Below are 15,583 nucleotides of genomic sequence, written 5' to 3'. Positions count from 1 at the left end.
CCCGCCAGATGCGAGCCAAACCAGAATTCGTTTCCTCGCTTATGCCGTCGCCAAGCCGAATTGTCCAGCGATTCCACGACGGCCATGGTCATTTCAAAGCCATCTTGAAGCCGAGATGAGAGGGCTTGAAGCCCAGCCTTTCATAGAAACGGTGGGCATCCTTGCGCACCGCATTCGAGGTCAACGCTACCCGCCCGATACCGCGGCCTTTTGCCTCGGCAATGGCGAATTCGATCATCAGCGCACCGATCCCCTGCCCGCGCATATCGGCGCGTGTCTGCACCGCCTCGATAATCATCGCCGAGGAGCCGCGGCCGGTGAGCGTGGTCGTCACCATCGTCTGAAACGTGCCGACGACCTTGCCGCCGCGCTCTGCGACATAAAGCGTCTGGTCAGGCGAAGCCTCGATGACGGCGAAGGCCCTGACGTAATCGGTAAAGGCTTCAGCTTCCGTGGTATCGCCGTGACCGCCGAGTGCGTCGGCCGAAAACATAGCCACCAGCGCCGGCAGGTCGTCCTTGCGAGCTTCACGGATATTCAAATCTTGTGGCATCAAACTTTTCTACCTATGTAAAAATCGGACGATGATTGTTGCGGAAGGAAAAAGACGGATGTTCTTGAGCGATATCCGTGAGGTCAGATACTCCGCCAGGGATATTCGGCTTAGAATTGCACTATCAACACTGGTGATAATTTTCTTCGGCTTCGGGATTTTCGATAGGACTTTGAATTCGTTTTTCCTGTCCCTCCTCTGTGGTCCGCCAGTTGCGTACTACCTATTTCGCAATCTTTATGTCCTGATCTTTTCATCCAATAAGACGATCATTGCGATAGGTCCAAATGGCTTCAAAGATCTTCGGCTAATGCAAGAATTAATTCCGTGGCCGGCAGTCGCACGCATCGAGGCGGCGGCACCCACGCTGGCGCAAAGGATTTTGCGAACAATTTTTCTCGTTCTGGGCAACCTGTTGTCCGCATCGCCGGGAACGGACGCAGAAGGCACTGGAGATACAATCGCTGTCTGGTGCCGACCAGACGGCATTCAGGGTCGCAAACCGGTGTTCTCACTATTCCATACCGCACGTGCGACGAATGAACTTCGGCAACTGCGCATCGAAACGGGTGGTCTTACCGTCAGCAAGGAGCGACTGATGCAACTGCTCCAAACCTACCACACCCACCATAGCAAGGCACTCAACGATACAGGCGTTTAACCCGCCAAGCGCTTTTCCAACACCAATGCCGGAATGCCGGATTGTCCGGCTCCACTATTCTCGTTGCGGCCGATCTCGGTGAAGCCATGCGTGCGATAGAAGGCGATCGCCGCAGCATTCTGCGGTTCGACTTCGAGGCGCATGATCTCCGCATCGGGAAAGCAGGTTTCGAGCTCGGCGAAGATATCGCGGCCGATACCCTGGCGCTGCAGCGCCGGCCCGACATAGAGGAGATGCAGCATGACAGTCTTCGTCAATTGCTGCGACATGGCCGCATAACCCATGCCGCCGATATTGCGGCCATCATCGGCAACGAGGAATTCGGCATCCTTTCGCACGAGGCGCGTCTTCAGCGCCACCGGCGAAAAGAGATGGGTGATCAGATCCGCCACCTTGGCTCTGCCATGCAGGCTGTCATAGGTGGCATGAAAGCTCTCCACCAAGAGGGCGCGCACCTTCTCCAGGTCGCGCTCGCCGGCGGTGCGGACGAAATACACCGCTTACTCCTCGATGCCGAGCTTCGCCTTGACGAGGGCCTGGACGGCCTGCGGGTTGGCCTTGCCGCCGGTCGCCTTCATTACCTGACCGACGAACCATGCCGCCATGGTCGGCTTCGCCTTGACCTTTTCGACCTGATCGGGATTGGCGGCGATGATCTCGTCGACGGCCTTTTCGATCGCGCCGGTATCCGTCACCTGCTTCATGCCGCGCGCTTCGACGATCTCTGCGGGATCGCCGCCCTCGTTGAGCACGATCTCGAAGAGATCCTTGGCGATTTTGCCGGAGATGGTTTCTGCCTTGATGAGATCGATGATGGCGCCGAGCTGGGCCGGCGAAACCGGCGTCTGCTCGATGTCCTTGCCGGTGCGGTTCAGCGCGCCGAGCAGATCGTTGATCACCCAGTTGGCGGCCGTCTTCCCGTCACGGCCTGCGGCGACCGCTTCGAAATAATCGGCGATCGCTTTTTCGGAAACGAGCACCGAGGCGTCGTAGATCGACAGCCCGAGCTCGCGCACGAAGCGCTCCTTTTTGTCGTCAGGCAGTTCCGGCAGATCGGCTTCGAGCGCCTTGATGAAGGCATCGTCGAATTCGAGCGGCAGCAGATCAGGATCGGGGAAATAACGATAGTCGTGCGCATCCTCCTTGGAGCGCATCGAGCGCGTCTCGCCCTTGTTCGGGTCGAAGAGGCGGGTCTCCTGATCGATCTTGCCACCGTCCTCCAGAATGCCGATCTGGCGACGGGCTTCATATTCGATCGCCTGGCCGATGAAACGGATGGAGTTGACGTTCTTGATCTCGCAACGCGTGCCGAAACCCTCGCCCGGCCGACGGACGGAGACGTTGACGTCGGCGCGCATCGAACCTTCGTCCATGTTGCCGTCGCAGGTGCCGAGATAGCGCACGATCGAGCGCAGCTTGGTCATATAAGCCTTGGCCTCGTCGGACGAGCGCATGTCGGGCTTGGAGACGATCTCCATCAGCGCTACGCCGGAACGGTTCAGATCGACATAGGACATGGTCGCGTGCTGGTCATGCATCGACTTGCCGGCATCCTGCTCCAGATGCAGGCGCTCGATGCCGATCTCGATGTCTTCGAACTGGCCCTGGCGGTCCGGTCCGAGCGAAATGACGATCTTGCCCTCGCCGACGATCGGATCCTTGAACTGCGAGATCTGATAGCCCTGCGGCAGGTCGGGATAGAAATAGTTTTTGCGATCAAACAGCGAGCGCTTGTTGATCTGGGCTTTCAGGCCGAGGCCGGTGCGAACCGCCTGCCTGACGCATTCCTCGTTGATGACGGGCAGCATGCCGGGCATGGCGGCGTCGACCATCGAGACGTTCGAATTCTGCGGCTTGCCGAACTCCGTCGAAGCGCCGGAGAAGAGCTTCGAATTGGACAGCACCTGGGCATGGACTTCCATGCCGACGATGACTTCCCAGTCGCCGGTGGCGCCGGGGATGAAGCGTTTCGGATCAGGCGTGCGGACGTCGACAAGGGTCATCTGATGCTCTTTGCAGGCTGTTCTTTTCCACTGGTGAGGTAAAGGAAATGGCGTGCCGGTGCAAGGCTTCGCCATGGCGTGCATCGCGGTTTTGCCGTCCATTAACGCAGCCGCGGTAGGGTTCCCCTATGACGATGACCGATATTATCAAATGGGCCTTGCTGTTTCTGGCGCTGAACCTTTTGGTATTCTGGATCTATTTCTTCGACAAGCAGGCGTCGCGCCACGGCAGGCGGCGCATCAGCGAGCGCACGCTTCTCTTGCTTGCGCTGATCGGCGGCAGCCTTGGCGCGGTGGCGGCACAGCAGCTGTTGCGGCACAAGACGAGAAAGGAGCCGTTCCGGTCAATCCTGGCGGCGATCCTGATCCTGCATGGCGCACTGATTGCTATCCTGGCCTTCGTGCCGCAATGGAGCTTTCTGCTTCCTCAGGATTTTTGAAGCATCAGAATTCCTGCCCATATCCACCTTGGCCGTCGGAGACCAGCTGTTTCGTCAGCCCGACGGAGGGGACGTCGCGATCAAGCTTCGGATTGTAGGCGACCGAGAGCCAATGGATACTGTAGCCGTGCTTCCGGAAGAAGCCGATCGCCTCGCTGTTGCCGGAATGGGTCTGCATCGCCGCCTTCTCGAAGCCCTGATCGGCAATATCCTTTTCGATGCGCTCAAGAAGAGCCGAACCGAGGCCCTGGCGGTTGAAGGCGGGGTCGATCCAGAAATCCGAGATGGTTTCGTCCAATCCCTCGCGCGCCGCCCAGCCTGCGACCTGGCCGTTCTGCTCGACGACGGTGATGGTCAGCCAGTCGTTTTCCACGAAGTTCCGGAAGGCGTTGCGCGCCGCGTCGGTCATCGCGTCCGATTCGCCGATCGACGCCATCGCCTTTTGCCAGGCCCTCAGCCCGATCTCGCTCAATAGCTCCGCTTCACCGTCGCGGGCATTGCGAATGTGGATCAACGACACCTCCGCGTTACCCGTCAACTAGACCATTGAGTCGCGGATTTTACCAGTAGCTCCAAAGAGATGATCGACCGAAACCGCGGTTTTCGACTGGTTTTGAGAGGCAAGTACGCTCTTGACGGAATTTTCCGGGCTGAATAGTAGGTCTTATCGAGGTGTTTTATGTTGAGCCTGCCTGAGACCCGGTAAAGGCCCTGCCCGCAAGTTCGCTTGCGCGCATGGGCCCGAAAAAAACGAAGCCCTGACGTTCGAATGAGCGCCAGATCGTTTTTGTGCGCCCTGACGGCGCGATACCGGATCTCAACACATGGACATTTCTCGCACGGAGCAGCGCATCCTGCATCTCATGGCCCAGGGCGGCCGCATTGAAATTACCCGCGACGACGACAGGAAGATCGAGGCGGTCAGTTGCTTCACCCGCGACGGCTGGCTCTATCCCGGCGTCGATCTCGATCTCTTCCGCAGGCTGAAGCGACTGAAGGCAATCAAGTCCGCAGGCGGCCACCCCTACCGGATCACCGAAAGAGGGCTGAGGTTGGTGAGGTCGCAGTTGAACAACAAGTAATAGCGGCACTCCCGATCGCGTCTGGAACGGGCGCGATCGGGATATCGCCTCAAGCCTTTGCAGAGAGTTCCGTTCGCATCACCGACCACTCGTCGGCCATCGTGCCTGTGCCGCGCGCCTTGCCGGCGCGGCGATACCAGTAATCGGCGTTCCAGTCATCGCCCTCGATGCGATGGCAAAGCGCGTGCCCCCAGTCGAACGGCTGTTCGCCCTCGTGGCGCTGGCAGATGTCGTGGACCGCCTGCCACTCCGCACCCATGGTGAAACCGCCGGCAGAGAGGCGATCGAATGCCTCGATCAATTGCGCAAGATCATTGCTGGCCATAAAACCTTCTCCTGGTTCCGGCTATCAATCAGTCAACCATGCGGCAAAGCCGACGGCGCCGACCGTTTCGTGGTCGGCAGCCGCTATCTTTCGGATCGTTAGATCCGTTACCACCACTTGGCCGGCGTAAACCGGCCGGCTGCCTGCTCGATGACGTGGGCGGTCTTGAAGAGGGTTTCCTCGTCGAAAGGCTTGCCGATCAGCTGCAGGCCGAGGGGCAGGCCCTTGTGGTCGAGGCCGGCCGGCACGGCGATGCCGGGCAGGCCCGCCATGTTGACCGTCACGGTGAAGATGTCGTTCAGATACATCTTCACCGGATCAGCGGCGAGGTTCTCATCGGCAACGCCGAAGGCAGACGACGGCGTTGCCGGCGTCAGGATGGCATCGACGCCGGCGTCGAAGGTGAGTTCGAAATCGCGCTTGATCAGCGTGCGGACCTTCTGGGCGCGGATGTAATAGGCATCGTAATAGCCGGCCGACAGCACATAAGTGCCGATCATGATGCGGCGCTTGACCTCCTTGCCGAAGCCCGCGGCACGCGTCTTCTCGTACATGTCGACGATATCCTTGCCGTCGACGCGCAGGCCGTAGCGCACGCCGTCGTAGCGCGCGAGGTTCGAGGATGCCTCGGCCGGAGCGACGATATAATAGGCCGGAAGGGCGTATTTGGTGTGCGGCAGCGAGATGTCGACGATCTCGGCGCCGGCATCCTTCAGCCAGGCGATGCCCTGGCGCCAGAGGGTCTCGATCTCATCCGGCATGCCGTCGACACGATATTCGTTCGGAATGCCGATCTTCATGCCTTTCAGCGATTGGCCGAGAGCTGCTTCGTAATCCGGCACCGGCAGATCGACCGATGTCGTGTCCTTTGCGTCGACGCTTGCCATCGACTTCAAAAGGATCGCGGCATCGCGTACGTCGCGGGCGATCGGGCCTGCCTGGTCGAGCGAAGAGGCGAAGGCGACAGTGCCCCAGCGCGAGCAGCGGCCATAGGTCGGCTTGATGCCGACGGTGCCGGTGAAGGCGGCCGGCTGGCGGATCGAGCCGCCGGTATCGGTCGCGGTCGCGCCGGCGCAAAGATGTGCGGCGACGGCTGCGGCCGAACCGCCCGACGAGCCGCCGGGCACGAGCTGCTGGTTGGAACCTGCTGCACGCCAGGGATTGATCACCGGGCCGTAATGCGAGGTCTCGTTGGACGAGCCCATGGCGAACTCGTCCATGTTCAGCTTGCCGAGCATGACGGCGCCGTCATCCCAGAGGTTCTGCGTCACGGTCGATTCATAACGCGGCTCGAAACCATCGAGAATGTGGCTGCAGGCCTGGGTGTGAACGCCGACGGTGGCGAAGAGATCCTTGATGCCGAGCGGAATGCCTTCGAGGTCGCCCGCCTTGCCGGCGGCGATGCGCTCGTCGGAGTTCTTGGCCATAACGCGGGCAAGATCCGGCGTGATCTTGATATAGGCGTTAAGCCGGCCATTGGCCGCATCGATCGCCGAGATATAGGCTTCGGTCAGTTCGATCGCGGTGATTTCCTTGGCGCGCAGCTTCTGGCGGGCTTCGGCAATGGTCAGGCTGGTGAGTTCGCTCATCGTGTTTTCGCTTCAGATCTGGAAATGGCAACAGGGTCGGAAAGAGGCTTTGAAGCCTTATTCGACGACTTTCGGCACCAGGAAAAAATTGTGGTCGGTGACGGGCGCATTGGCAACGATATCGGCTGCCTTGCTGCCGTCGGTCACCTCATCGGTCCGCTTCTTCATCGCCGTCGGCGTCACCGACGTCATCGCCTCGACGCCGTCGACATTCACTTCGGAGAGTTGTTCGACGAAGCCAAGGATGCCGTTCAGCTCGCCGACCATGCGATTTGCCTCGTCCTCGGAGACGGCAATACGGGCAAGGTGGGCGACGCGCTTCACGGTGGCAAGATCGACGGACATGGCATTCTCCGGATAGGATTTTTCCTACTCGCTATAAAGGCCATGTCCGCCTGACGCAACGGGGTTTCGTCAGATCGACAGGCTCTCGGCAGGCCTCATCGCCTTCACATCCGTCTTCGATCCGTCCATGCCGGCAACGAATTTTTCGGCCGTCTGATCGATGATCGGAAAGGTTCCGTAGTGGCAGGGGATTGCGGTCTTGAAGTTGAAATAGCGCCGGCAGGCAAGTGCTGCCACCGCGCCGCCCATGGTGAAGCGGTCGCCGACCGGCACGAAGCCGATATCAGGCTGGTGCAATTCGTTGATCAGCGCCATGTCGGAGAAGATGTCAGTATCGCCCATGGCAAGGATCGAGGCTTCGTCGTCGAAATGCAACATCAGGCCATTGGCGTTGCCGAGCGCGTGTGAGACGCCGTCCTCGGTGATTTGGGCGGAGGAGTGCAGCGCATTGGTGAAGGTTGCCGAGAAGCTGCCGAGCGCGATCGTGCCGCCGGTATTGCCCATCTCGATCTTGTCGACGCCCTTAGAGCCAAGCCAGGCGGCGAGATCGGCATTGGCGAGAACGACGGCGCCGGTTTCCTTGGCGAGTGCCACGGTATCGCCGACATGATCGCCATGGCCATGCGTCAGCAGGATATGGGTGATGCCGGCGGAAACATCCTTGATATTCTGGCCGGAAAAGGAGGCGTTATAGCTGAGGAACGGGTCGAGCAGGATCTTCGCCTTTGATGTCTCGATGCGGAAGGCGGAATGGCCGAGCCAGGTGATCTTCATGAAATGTCTCTCCTTTATTACGTGATGCAAAGCCGGTTTCGATGCCACATCAAAGAATGAGAGCATGATGTCGTCGGAAAACCGCTCACACTTTTCGGCGTCATGCCCTAAGGACATATCTTATGCGGCCGCAAAGAAAAGCGGCGGCGACTTCAATTTGTTTTGACGGGATGAAACGGCGATGACGGTGCTGACAATCGAGGAAATGGCCGAGACGCTTGCCCCGCGACAGGCGATTGCCGGCCTCGATCTCGGCACCAAGACGATCGGGCTTTCGATGTCCGATCTGGGGCGGCGTTTCGCCACGCCGCGCACGGTGATCCGCCGCGTCAAGTTCACCATCGATGCCCAGGCGCTGTTGGACTTCGCGACGGCGGAAAAGGTCGCAGGCTTTATCATCGGCCTGCCGATGAATATGGATGGATCGGCGGGTCCGCGCGTGCAGGCGACGCGCGCCTTCGTGCGGAACATGGAGCAGAAGACGCCACTGCCCTTCGTCTATTGGGACGAGCGGCTTTCGACGGTTGCGGCCGAACGGACGCTGCTCGAAATGGACGTCTCCCGCGCCAAGCGGGCTGAACGGATCGATTCAGCCGCGGCAAGCTTCATCCTTCAGGGCGCGCTTGACAGGCTTTCCTTGCTGGCAAGGTCTGATGGAGATGAATTCAGCGCCTGACGCGCCTTCCACCAGGCGATGATCGACTTGCGCTTCCGAAGGCCGATAATGGCAAAGACCACAAGGCTGTCCACCGCGATCGCGCGGGCAACGAGCGGCGGGATGGTCTCCGGCGGAATGCCAAGCGCCTTGCCGTATAGCTCGAACGTCAGGTCATGGACCTGGCGGCTCAGCATGAAGATGCCGAAACTCATGTCGTAATAGGAGAGCCAGTACCATCCGCCCAGAAAGACGATGGGGCCGGCCCAGAAGATCAGAAACCACTTCATGCGGCCTCTCCTCCATACTTGCGCGCCACGGGCAGATCGAGGGAGACCAACCGGGTCGACAATGCCATGATGCAAAGCACGAGCGTCGGAGTTGCGATATCCAGCGCCAGGACTGCGAAAAACATCATCGCCGCCACCAGAAACACTGCCTTGGCGATCTTGGTTCCCATGGTCGTCAAATCGGGTCTTCTACTCATACAATCTCTGCTGAGACCACACTGTCGGGTTAACCAGCCCCACGCAACGTAAACCATTTGTTAAGGTTAATGCTACGCCCGCCACCTGTGGATGAGCAGATATCAGCCGTAGACGCCGCGCACGATGCGCTTCAGCGCCGTCGCTGCCTTCTCCCAGTCCTTGGGCATTTTCAGCGACAGGCCGGCGCACTGCCCGCCGGCTGCGGCGGCGAGCACAAGGTGCTGGATCGCGGCGATGACGACGGCGTTGACGGCTGCCGCATCCACCCCCTTCGGCGGCGCCAGCGAGCCGCGCATGCGCTCCAGCCAAAGAGCCAGCGCCTTCGAACGCGCCTCGGACAACCGCCTCACCTGTTCGGTGTTTTCCGATATCTCCCAGGCGAGGATGCGGCGCATCAGCGGATCGTTTCTCAAGGCGTCGAGGAGGAGAAGGGACAGCCGCTCCATCAGGTCGCCATAGGTGAGCAGGAACATGCCGCCGGCGTCTTCCGGAATGCGATCCTTGACCCATGTGCCGAGATCGGTGCCGATCGCCTCGACCAAGCCGTCGAGGCCGCCATAGTAACGATAGATCAGCTGCTTGTCGCAACCGGCGCGGCGGGCGACCGCATTGATGCCGAAATTCTGGAAGCCTTCCTCGGCGAGCAGCCCCTTGGCGGCGGCAAGGATGGCGCGCTCGGTGGCACCGCGATCACGCACGCGCCGCTCCGGCCCCTCGCCGGTCCCGGGTGAATTTTCAAGATTTGCGGCTTCATTCAGCATGATCGACCCTTCCCCGCTGTCACCAATCGGTGAGTAGCGGGGAGGCTTCATGCAATCAATCCTATCCCTTTGGGAAGATTGTGGATATTCGAGCCGGACCGTTGATTGTCCGCCGAACGGATGTGGCAGGCTGCACGTTGGACGGATCGGATCCGCTCAGAAATCTCGTCCTGGCGGTTGATCGTGATGGACGAACCCGGCATAGCTGCATTATGAACAAATCTAACAATCTCCGCTAAGGCCAAGCAATGGTGAACTATATCGAAGCCTCTACCGCGCCCCCGAAGAATACGGGCGCCATCCGGCTTTATGACGCTGAAGCATTCGAGGGCATGCGCAAGGCATGCCAGCTGACCGCGCGCTGCCTCGATGCGCTTGCCGACATCGTCAAGCCCGGCCTGCTGACCGATGAGATCGACAGGTTCGTCTTCGATTTCGGCATGGATCACGGCGCCTATCCGGCGACGCTGAACTATCGCGGCTACACCAAATCGACCTGCACCTCGATCAACCACGTCGTCTGCCATGGCATTCCGAACGACAAGCCGCTGCGTGACGGCGATATCGTCAATATCGACGTTACCTTCGTGCTCGACGGCTGGCATGGCGATTCCAGCCGGATGTATCCGGTCGGCGTCGTCAAGCGTGCTGCCGAGCGGCTGCTCGAGGTCACCTATGAATCGCTGATGCGCGGCATTGCCGCCGTCAGGCCCGGCGCCCGCACAGGCGCGATCGGCGAGGCGATCCAGACCTATGCAGAGGCCGAGCGCTGTTCGGTGGTGCGCGATTTCTGCGGCCACGGTGTCGGCCGGCTGTTTCACGATTCGCCGAATATCCTGCATTACGGCCGCGCCAATGAGGGGCCGGAGCTGCGCGAAGGCATGATCTTCACCATCGAGCCGATGATCAACCTCGGCCGGCCGCATGTGAAGGTGCTGGCCGACGGCTGGACGGCAGTCACCCGCGACCGCTCGCTGTCGGCGCAGTACGAACATACCGTCGGCGTCACCTCCGACGGCTGCGAGATCTTCACGCTGTCGCCGGGTGGGCTCGACCGCCCCGGCCTGCCGTCACACAACGGGTGACGGTCCGATGGCGAAAGGCCCCGTTTCGACATCTTCCGACGACGAGCTGCCTTTCCCAACGCAAGAGTCCCTTGCCGCCGACGAACGCTCGTTCTTTGGCGGACGGCCGCAAAAGCCGTCCGCGCCGAATGCCAGGACCGCCCTGCCCGCCTCGCTCGCCGGCCAAGAGCATTATCACGGCCATCGCGAGCGATTGCGTGACCGCTTCCGGGAGCTCGGCGACACCGCGCTGGCCGACTACGAAATCCTCGAACTGCTGCTTTTCCGGCTGATCCCGCGGCGCGACACCAAGCCGATCGCCAAGGCGCTGATCGAACGGTTCGGCTCGCTCTCCGGCGTTTTCGGTGCACCTCAGGCGCTGCTGATGGAGATCAAGGGCGTCGGCGAGGCCGTGGCGCTCGACCTGAAGCTGATCTCGACTGTCGCCCACCGGACGCTGAAGAGCGAACTCAGGAGCAAACAGGTCCTGTCCTCATGGTCTTCGGTCATCCAGTATTGCCATGCCGCCATGGCGCACGAGACCCGCGAGCAGTTCCGCATCCTCTTCCTCGACAAGCGCAATGTGCTGATCGCCGACGAGGTGCAGGGCCGCGGCACGGTTGACCATACGCCGGTCTATCCGCGCGAGGTGGTCAAACGCGCGCTCGAGCTTTCGGCAACGGCGATGATCCTCGTCCACAACCATCCCTCCGGCGACCCGACACCGTCGCGCGCCGACATCGACATGACGAAGGTGATCATCGATGCCGCCAAGGCGCTGGATATCACCGTCCACGACCATGTCATCATCGGCAAGGATGGCCATGTCAGCCTGAAGGGGCTGAAGCTGATCTGAACAAACACTGCGGCTGATCGCTGGCGAGATGCAGAGCCCCGGCGCATCGACCATGCCCTGGTCCATCCCGCGAGAAGACTGCGGAATGCTGGAGTTGACAGCAGTCGGTGGTGCGGGATTGTATGCAGTCCTGCACCCTGGACGATGCCCGCCCGAAATACCGAGAAGATGAAGCTCCATGACGATCCGCAGCGGCAATACCGATCGATCGACCCGGCTCTGCCGCGACGTGCTCTGCCTCGATGACTTTGAAATAAAGGCGCGGCGACATCTGCCAAAGCCCCTGTTCGGTTATATCGCAGGCGCGACCGAGACCAATGCGTCGCTACGGCATAATGCAGAGGCTTTCCAGGCCTATGCCTTCCGGCCTCGTGTCCTTCGCGACGTCTCGAAACGCAGCACCGAGACGAGCCTCTTCGGCAAGACCCATGCCGCACCATTCGGCATCGCGCCGATGGGTATCAGCGCGCTGATGGCCTATCGAGGTGACATCGTGCTCGCGCAAGGAGCGGATCAATCGGGAATCCCGATGATCATAAGCGGTTCATCGCTTATCCCTTTGGAAGAGATCGCTGCGGTTTCGCCGCAAGCATGGTTTCAGGCCTATCTCCCCGGCGAACCCGACCGCATCGACGCTCTCATCGATCGCGTCGGCGCGGCCGGCTTGCGCACGCTTCTGCTGACCGTGGACACAGCCACGCTGCCAAATCGGGAAAACAATATAAGGGCCGGATTTTCGACGCCTCTGCGTCCCGATTTCCGCCTGGCATGGCAGGGCATCTCGCACCCGCGCTGGACCACCGGCACATTCCTGCGCACGATCGTCCGGCATGGCATTCCGCATTTTGAAAATTCCTATGCCACAAGAGGCGCGCCGATCATCTCCTCGAATGTCACGCGCGATTTCGGCAGGCGCGACCATCTCAACTGGAACCATCTGGAGCGGATACGCAACAGGTGGTCCGGCAAACTCGTGGTCAAGGGGATCATGCATCCTGACGACGCGGCCCGAGCTGTCGACACCGGGGCGGATGGAGTGATCGTCTCCAACCATGGCGGCCGCCAGCTCGACGGCACCGCATCTCCCCTTCAGGTCCTTCCGGAGATTGCATCCCGTGTTGGAGACCGCGTTGCCGTCATGGTCGATGGCGGTTTCAGGCGTGGAACGGACATCATGAAGGCCCTCGCACTCGGGGCCTGTTTCGTATTCGTGGGCAGGCCATTCCTTTATGCCGCAGCCGTCGCGGGCCTACCGGGCGTGCTCAAGGCGGCCGATATCCTGAAGACGGAACTGCATAGCAATATGGCGCTGCTCGGCGTCACCAAGGTGGGCGATATTTCCGCGGACTACATTACCCACGCATGAAATGCCGTCGAGCCACCGAGCATGGCAAGCGCCCCTGCCGGTGTTCGTCGGCTACGACCCTTGGCGTAAAGCTGTTTCCCGAAGGGCTCACTTGCCCGAAAAAGCACCCGTCAGGACCAATGAGGCGGCCGTAAAACAATCTGTAACATTGACCGGCTAACGATGGACGGGCGACATTTTGCGTCGCAATATGATTCCTTTCCAATCCGGGGCTTGATGATGCTTCAGTACGATCTCGTTGTGGTGGGCAGCGGTCCCGCAGGGCGCCGCGGCGCGATCCAGGCGTCAAAACTCGGCAAGAAAGTGCTTGTCATCGAGCAGGGCAAACGCGTCGGCGGCGTATCCGTGCATACCGGCACCATCCCTTCCAAAACGCTGCGCGAGACTGCGCTTAATCTTTCCGGCTGGCGCGAACGCGGCTTCTACGGCCGGTCTTACCGCGTCAAGGAAGAGATCAGTGCAGATGACCTGCGGCGCCGCCTGCTGATTACGCTCAACCACGAGGTCGAGGTGCTGGAACACCAGTTCGCCCGCAACCGCGTGCAGCATATTCGCGGCAAGGCAAGCTTCATCGATGCGTCGACGCTGCAGGTGATCAAGGATGACGGCGAGACCACGCAGGTCACCGCCGCCAGCGTACTGCTTGCAGTCGGCACTAAACCATTCCGCCCCGATTACATGCCCTTCGACGGAAAGACCGTTCTCGACAGCGACGAACTGCTGGACATCCAGGACCTGCCGCGATCGATGGTGGTCATCGGCGCCGGCGTCATCGGAATCGAATATGCGACGATCTTCAGCGCGCTCGACACCGCCGTAACCGTAATCGACCCGAAGGCGACAATGCTCGACTTCATCGACAAGGAAATCATCGAGGATTTTACCTACCAGCTGCGCGACCGCAACATGAAGCTGCTGCTCGGCCAGAAGGCCGATAAGGTGGAGAGGCTCGAAAACGGCAAGGTCGAACTGACGCTCGACAGCGGCCGACGCCTGACGACCGACATGGTGCTTTTCGCCGCCGGCCGCATGGGGGCGACTGATGCGCTGAACCTTCAGGCCATCGGCCTCGAAGCCGACAGCCGCGGCCGTCTCAAGGTCAATCCGGAAACCTTCCAGACATCGGTTGCCAACGTCTATGCCGCCGGCGACGTCGTCGGCTTTCCGAGCCTTGCCTCGACCTCGATGGAACAGGGCCGCATCGCCGCCCGCGTCGCGGTCGGCGCGGTCGCCAAGGAGCCGCCGAAATATTTCCCCTATGGCATCTACGCCGTGCCGGAGATTTCGACCTGCGGCCTGACTGAAGAAGAGATGAAGGAGCGCGGTATTCCCTATGAATGCGGCATCGCCCGCTTCCGTGAAACCTCGCGCGGTCATATCATGGGCCTCGATACCGGGCTTTTGAAGCTGATCTTCTCGCTGAAGACACGACGCCTGCTCGGCGTGCATATTGTCGGCGAAGGCGCCACCGAGCTGGTGCATATCGGCCAGGCGGTGCTCAACCTCAAGGGCACGGTCGAATATTTCGTCGAGAACACCTTCAACTATCCGACGCTCGCCGAAGCCTACAAGATCGCCGGGCTCGATGCCTGGAACCGGATGGGCGACATCAAGTCGGAGCTCTAAAGTCCGTCGCGTCGTCGAGGGAACGGCCGTCTAAGTCCGGCCGCCAAAACGGAGCCGAATGATATTGCGCATCATTTCCTTGAACGCATGGGGCGGCAGGCTTCATCAAGCGCTGATTGAATATGTGACGGCGGCCGATCCCGACGTGCTGTGCCTGCAGGAGGTTTTGCGCGCACCCGGCGTCGGCACAGGCTGGTCGACCTATCGGGATGGCGATGTCGAGCTGCCGCAGCGCTTCAATCTCTTTACCGAGATCAGCACCGCCCTGCCCGGCCATGATGGCTTCTTCTGCCCGACATCGAGAGGCGAACTCTTCGACGGCGATAGCGCCATTGTCGCCGAATTCGGGCTGGCGACCTTCGTGCGCAAAACGCATTCCGTCATCGTCCAAGGGCTGGACTTCGTGCATGGCGGTTTTTCGGCTGATGGCTGGGGCGAACATCCTCGGCCGCGAAACGCCCATTGCATCCGTCTCTTCAGCCATGAATGCGCTTCTACCGTGACCATCGCCCACATGCATGGCCTGCGCGATCCCGCAGGCAAGGGCGTCACGGCGGCGCGTGAAAAGCAGGCCGCGGCGCTAGTCCGGCTCATCGAGCGGGTCTGGCCCGGCGACGAAGGGCTCATCGTCTGCGGCGATTTCAACGTGCTGCCTGATAGCGCGACCTTTGAGATTCTCGCCAGACTCGGGCTTTCCGATCTCGTCACCGGAAGCGGCCTTGTAGACACGCGGACCTCCTACTATCTGAAGCAGGGCCGCTTTGCCGACTACATGCTAGTGACGCCAGGGGTGAAGGTTGCCAAATTCGAGGTGGTCGAGGCACCCGAAGTCTCCGACCATCGCGCATTGCTGCTCGATATTGGGTAGTATATTGAGAAATGATACACTTCGTGAAGCGTTTGCGCGCCGTGCCGTTTTTTTACGCCTTAGTTTGACCTCCTAAATCGCATTGATACGTCGTGCTTGTATGTGTCTTCAACGCCATTTTGCCTTC

20 protein-coding genes are annotated in these 15,583 nt (G+C 60.5%); 9 read left to right on the top strand and 11 right to left on the bottom strand.

Annotated elements, in window-relative coordinates; translation table 11 throughout:
• Positions 1–88: 88 nt before the first annotated feature.
• Entirely contained in the window at positions 89–553 is a 465-nt protein-coding gene (locus tag FY112_RS21560) for a GNAT family N-acetyltransferase (protein WP_025394367.1), read from the bottom strand.
• Between the two features lie 58 nt (positions 554–611).
• On the opposite strand from FY112_RS21560, the gene FY112_RS21555 reads away from it, so the two are divergent.
• Positions 612–1,214, top strand: coding sequence for a hypothetical protein (locus FY112_RS21555; RefSeq protein WP_025394366.1), 603 nt, complete (start codon positions 612–614; stop codon positions 1,212–1,214).
• Here the strand turns inward: FY112_RS21555 and FY112_RS21550 are convergent.
• Positions 1,211–1,711: a GNAT family N-acetyltransferase gene (locus FY112_RS21550; protein WP_151519248.1), complete on the bottom strand. Its 501-nt coding sequence runs from the start codon at positions 1,709–1,711 to the stop codon at positions 1,211–1,213. The two genes, FY112_RS21555 and FY112_RS21550, sit on opposite strands and share 4 nt — an antisense overlap.
• Before the next feature lie 3 nt (positions 1,712–1,714).
• A complete protein-coding gene (gene gatB / locus FY112_RS21545; protein ID WP_151519247.1) occupies positions 1,715–3,217 on the bottom strand; it encodes an Asp-tRNA(Asn)/Glu-tRNA(Gln) amidotransferase subunit GatB in 1,503 nt (500 codons plus the stop codon).
• A 128-nt stretch (positions 3,218–3,345) separates the two neighbouring features.
• Between gatB and FY112_RS21540 the strand changes: the two genes are divergently transcribed.
• On the top strand, positions 3,346–3,657 hold the full coding sequence (locus tag FY112_RS21540) for a DUF1294 domain-containing protein (RefSeq protein WP_151519246.1): 312 nt from the start codon (positions 3,346–3,348) through the stop codon (positions 3,655–3,657).
• 4 nt (positions 3,658–3,661) lie between these two features.
• On the opposite strand, the gene FY112_RS21535 is transcribed toward FY112_RS21540, so the two are convergent.
• Entirely contained in the window at positions 3,662–4,171 is a 510-nt protein-coding gene (locus FY112_RS21535) for a GNAT family N-acetyltransferase (protein WP_017960228.1), read from the bottom strand.
• A 310-nt stretch (positions 4,172–4,481) separates the two neighbouring features.
• Here FY112_RS21535 and FY112_RS21530 point away from each other — a divergent pair, with 310 nt between their 5' ends.
• A complete protein-coding gene (locus tag FY112_RS21530) occupies positions 4,482–4,739 on the top strand; it encodes a YjhX family toxin (RefSeq protein ID WP_151519245.1) in 258 nt (85 codons plus the stop codon).
• Positions 4,740–4,788: 49 nt separating this feature from the next.
• Here FY112_RS21530 and FY112_RS21525 read toward each other — a convergent pair whose 3' ends face one another.
• From FY112_RS21525 to FY112_RS21505, 4 genes are all read right to left on the bottom strand, one after another.
• Positions 4,789–5,064: a hypothetical protein gene (locus FY112_RS21525; protein ID WP_151519244.1), complete on the bottom strand. Its 276-nt coding sequence runs from the start codon at positions 5,062–5,064 to the stop codon at positions 4,789–4,791.
• Between the two features lie 107 nt (positions 5,065–5,171).
• Positions 5,172–6,653: an Asp-tRNA(Asn)/Glu-tRNA(Gln) amidotransferase subunit GatA gene (gatA, locus tag FY112_RS21515; RefSeq protein ID WP_151519243.1), complete on the bottom strand. Its 1,482-nt coding sequence runs from the start codon at positions 6,651–6,653 to the stop codon at positions 5,172–5,174.
• A 57-nt stretch (positions 6,654–6,710) separates the two neighbouring features.
• Entirely contained in the window at positions 6,711–6,998 is a 288-nt protein-coding gene (gatC, locus tag FY112_RS21510; protein WP_151519242.1) for an Asp-tRNA(Asn)/Glu-tRNA(Gln) amidotransferase subunit GatC, read from the bottom strand.
• 69 nt (positions 6,999–7,067) lie between these two features.
• Positions 7,068–7,772 (bottom strand): metal-dependent hydrolase, encoded by a 705-nt coding sequence (locus FY112_RS21505; RefSeq protein WP_151519241.1) that lies wholly within the window; start codon positions 7,770–7,772, stop codon positions 7,068–7,070.
• A gap of 181 nt (positions 7,773–7,953) precedes the next feature.
• Between FY112_RS21505 and ruvX the strand changes: the two genes are divergently transcribed.
• Entirely contained in the window at positions 7,954–8,448 is a 495-nt protein-coding gene (ruvX, locus tag FY112_RS21500; protein ID WP_151519240.1) for a Holliday junction resolvase RuvX, read from the top strand.
• On the opposite strand, the gene FY112_RS21495 is transcribed toward ruvX, so the two are convergent.
• From FY112_RS21495 to FY112_RS21485, 3 genes are all read right to left on the bottom strand, one after another.
• Positions 8,385–8,717 carry a DUF6105 family protein gene (locus FY112_RS21495; protein ID WP_003558937.1) on the bottom strand — a complete coding sequence of 111 codons (333 nt, stop codon included), beginning with the start codon at positions 8,715–8,717 and terminating at the stop codon, positions 8,385–8,387. The two genes, ruvX and FY112_RS21495, sit on opposite strands and share 64 nt — an antisense overlap.
• Positions 8,714–8,914, bottom strand: coding sequence for a hypothetical protein (locus FY112_RS21490; protein WP_151519239.1), 201 nt, complete (start codon positions 8,912–8,914; stop codon positions 8,714–8,716). Before FY112_RS21490 ends, FY112_RS21495 begins: the two co-directional genes overlap by 4 nt.
• 102 nt (positions 8,915–9,016) lie before the next feature.
• Positions 9,017–9,676: a TetR/AcrR family transcriptional regulator gene (locus tag FY112_RS21485; RefSeq protein ID WP_151519238.1), complete on the bottom strand. Its 660-nt coding sequence runs from the start codon at positions 9,674–9,676 to the stop codon at positions 9,017–9,019.
• Between the two features lie 248 nt (positions 9,677–9,924).
• On the opposite strand from FY112_RS21485, the gene map reads away from it, so the two are divergent.
• The 5 genes from map (at position 9,925) to FY112_RS21460 (ending at position 15,456) form a co-directional block, all read left to right on the top strand.
• Entirely contained in the window at positions 9,925–10,761 is an 837-nt protein-coding gene (gene map, locus FY112_RS21480; protein WP_025394352.1) for a type I methionyl aminopeptidase, read from the top strand.
• A gap of 7 nt (positions 10,762–10,768) precedes the next feature.
• Positions 10,769–11,596: a DNA repair protein RadC gene (radC, locus tag FY112_RS21475; protein WP_151519237.1), complete on the top strand. Its 828-nt coding sequence runs from the start codon at positions 10,769–10,771 to the stop codon at positions 11,594–11,596.
• A 178-nt stretch (positions 11,597–11,774) separates the two neighbouring features.
• Positions 11,775–12,962, top strand: coding sequence for an alpha-hydroxy acid oxidase (locus FY112_RS21470; RefSeq protein ID WP_151519236.1), 1,188 nt, complete (start codon positions 11,775–11,777; stop codon positions 12,960–12,962).
• Between the two features lie 219 nt (positions 12,963–13,181).
• Positions 13,182–14,588 carry a Si-specific NAD(P)(+) transhydrogenase gene (gene sthA, locus FY112_RS21465; protein ID WP_025394349.1) on the top strand — a complete coding sequence of 469 codons (1,407 nt, stop codon included), beginning with the start codon at positions 13,182–13,184 and terminating at the stop codon, positions 14,586–14,588.
• 58 nt (positions 14,589–14,646) lie between these two features.
• The gene (locus tag FY112_RS21460) at positions 14,647–15,456 is read left to right on the top strand and encodes an endonuclease/exonuclease/phosphatase family protein (RefSeq protein ID WP_181018260.1); all 810 of its coding nucleotides are present in this window, start codon (positions 14,647–14,649) and stop codon (positions 15,454–15,456) included.
• Positions 15,457–15,583: the final 127 nt, after the last annotated feature.

Origin of the sequence: Rhizobium sp. PEPV16 (assembly GCF_008919455.1) — a bacterium.
GTDB classification, from domain to species: domain Bacteria; phylum Pseudomonadota; class Alphaproteobacteria; order Rhizobiales; family Rhizobiaceae; genus Rhizobium; species Rhizobium leguminosarum_Q.
Note: the sequence above shows the minus strand (reverse complement) of the source record. Positions and strands in the feature narration are given on the sequence as shown.

Coding starts and splice junctions, on each gene's coding strand:
- FY112_RS21560 (WP_025394367.1), bottom strand. CDS start 553: ATGCCACAAGATTTGAATATCCGTGAAGCTCGCAAGGACGACCTGCCG.
- FY112_RS21555 (WP_025394366.1), top strand. CDS start 612: ATGTTCTTGAGCGATATCCGTGAGGTCAGATACTCCGCCAGGGATATT.
- gatB (WP_151519247.1), bottom strand. CDS start 3,217: ATGACCCTTGTCGACGTCCGCACGCCTGATCCGAAACGCTTCATCCCC.
- FY112_RS21540 (WP_151519246.1), top strand. CDS start 3,346: ATGACGATGACCGATATTATCAAATGGGCCTTGCTGTTTCTGGCGCTG.
- FY112_RS21530 (WP_151519245.1), top strand. CDS start 4,482: ATGGACATTTCTCGCACGGAGCAGCGCATCCTGCATCTCATGGCCCAG.
- FY112_RS21525 (WP_151519244.1), bottom strand. CDS start 5,064: ATGGCCAGCAATGATCTTGCGCAATTGATCGAGGCATTCGATCGCCTC.
- gatA (WP_151519243.1), bottom strand. CDS start 6,653: ATGAGCGAACTCACCAGCCTGACCATTGCCGAAGCCCGCCAGAAGCTG.
- gatC (WP_151519242.1), bottom strand. CDS start 6,998: ATGTCCGTCGATCTTGCCACCGTGAAGCGCGTCGCCCACCTTGCCCGT.
- FY112_RS21505 (WP_151519241.1), bottom strand. CDS start 7,772: ATGAAGATCACCTGGCTCGGCCATTCCGCCTTCCGCATCGAGACATCA.
- ruvX (WP_151519240.1), top strand. CDS start 7,954: ATGACGGTGCTGACAATCGAGGAAATGGCCGAGACGCTTGCCCCGCGA.
- FY112_RS21495 (WP_003558937.1), bottom strand. CDS start 8,717: ATGAAGTGGTTTCTGATCTTCTGGGCCGGCCCCATCGTCTTTCTGGGC.
- FY112_RS21490 (WP_151519239.1), bottom strand. CDS start 8,914: ATGAGTAGAAGACCCGATTTGACGACCATGGGAACCAAGATCGCCAAG.
- FY112_RS21485 (WP_151519238.1), bottom strand. CDS start 9,676: ATGCTGAATGAAGCCGCAAATCTTGAAAATTCACCCGGGACCGGCGAG.
- map (WP_025394352.1), top strand. CDS start 9,925: ATGGTGAACTATATCGAAGCCTCTACCGCGCCCCCGAAGAATACGGGC.
- radC (WP_151519237.1), top strand. CDS start 10,769: ATGGCGAAAGGCCCCGTTTCGACATCTTCCGACGACGAGCTGCCTTTC.
- FY112_RS21470 (WP_151519236.1), top strand. CDS start 11,775: ATGACGATCCGCAGCGGCAATACCGATCGATCGACCCGGCTCTGCCGC.
- sthA (WP_025394349.1), top strand. CDS start 13,182: ATGCTTCAGTACGATCTCGTTGTGGTGGGCAGCGGTCCCGCAGGGCGC.
- FY112_RS21460 (WP_181018260.1), top strand. CDS start 14,647: ATGATATTGCGCATCATTTCCTTGAACGCATGGGGCGGCAGGCTTCAT.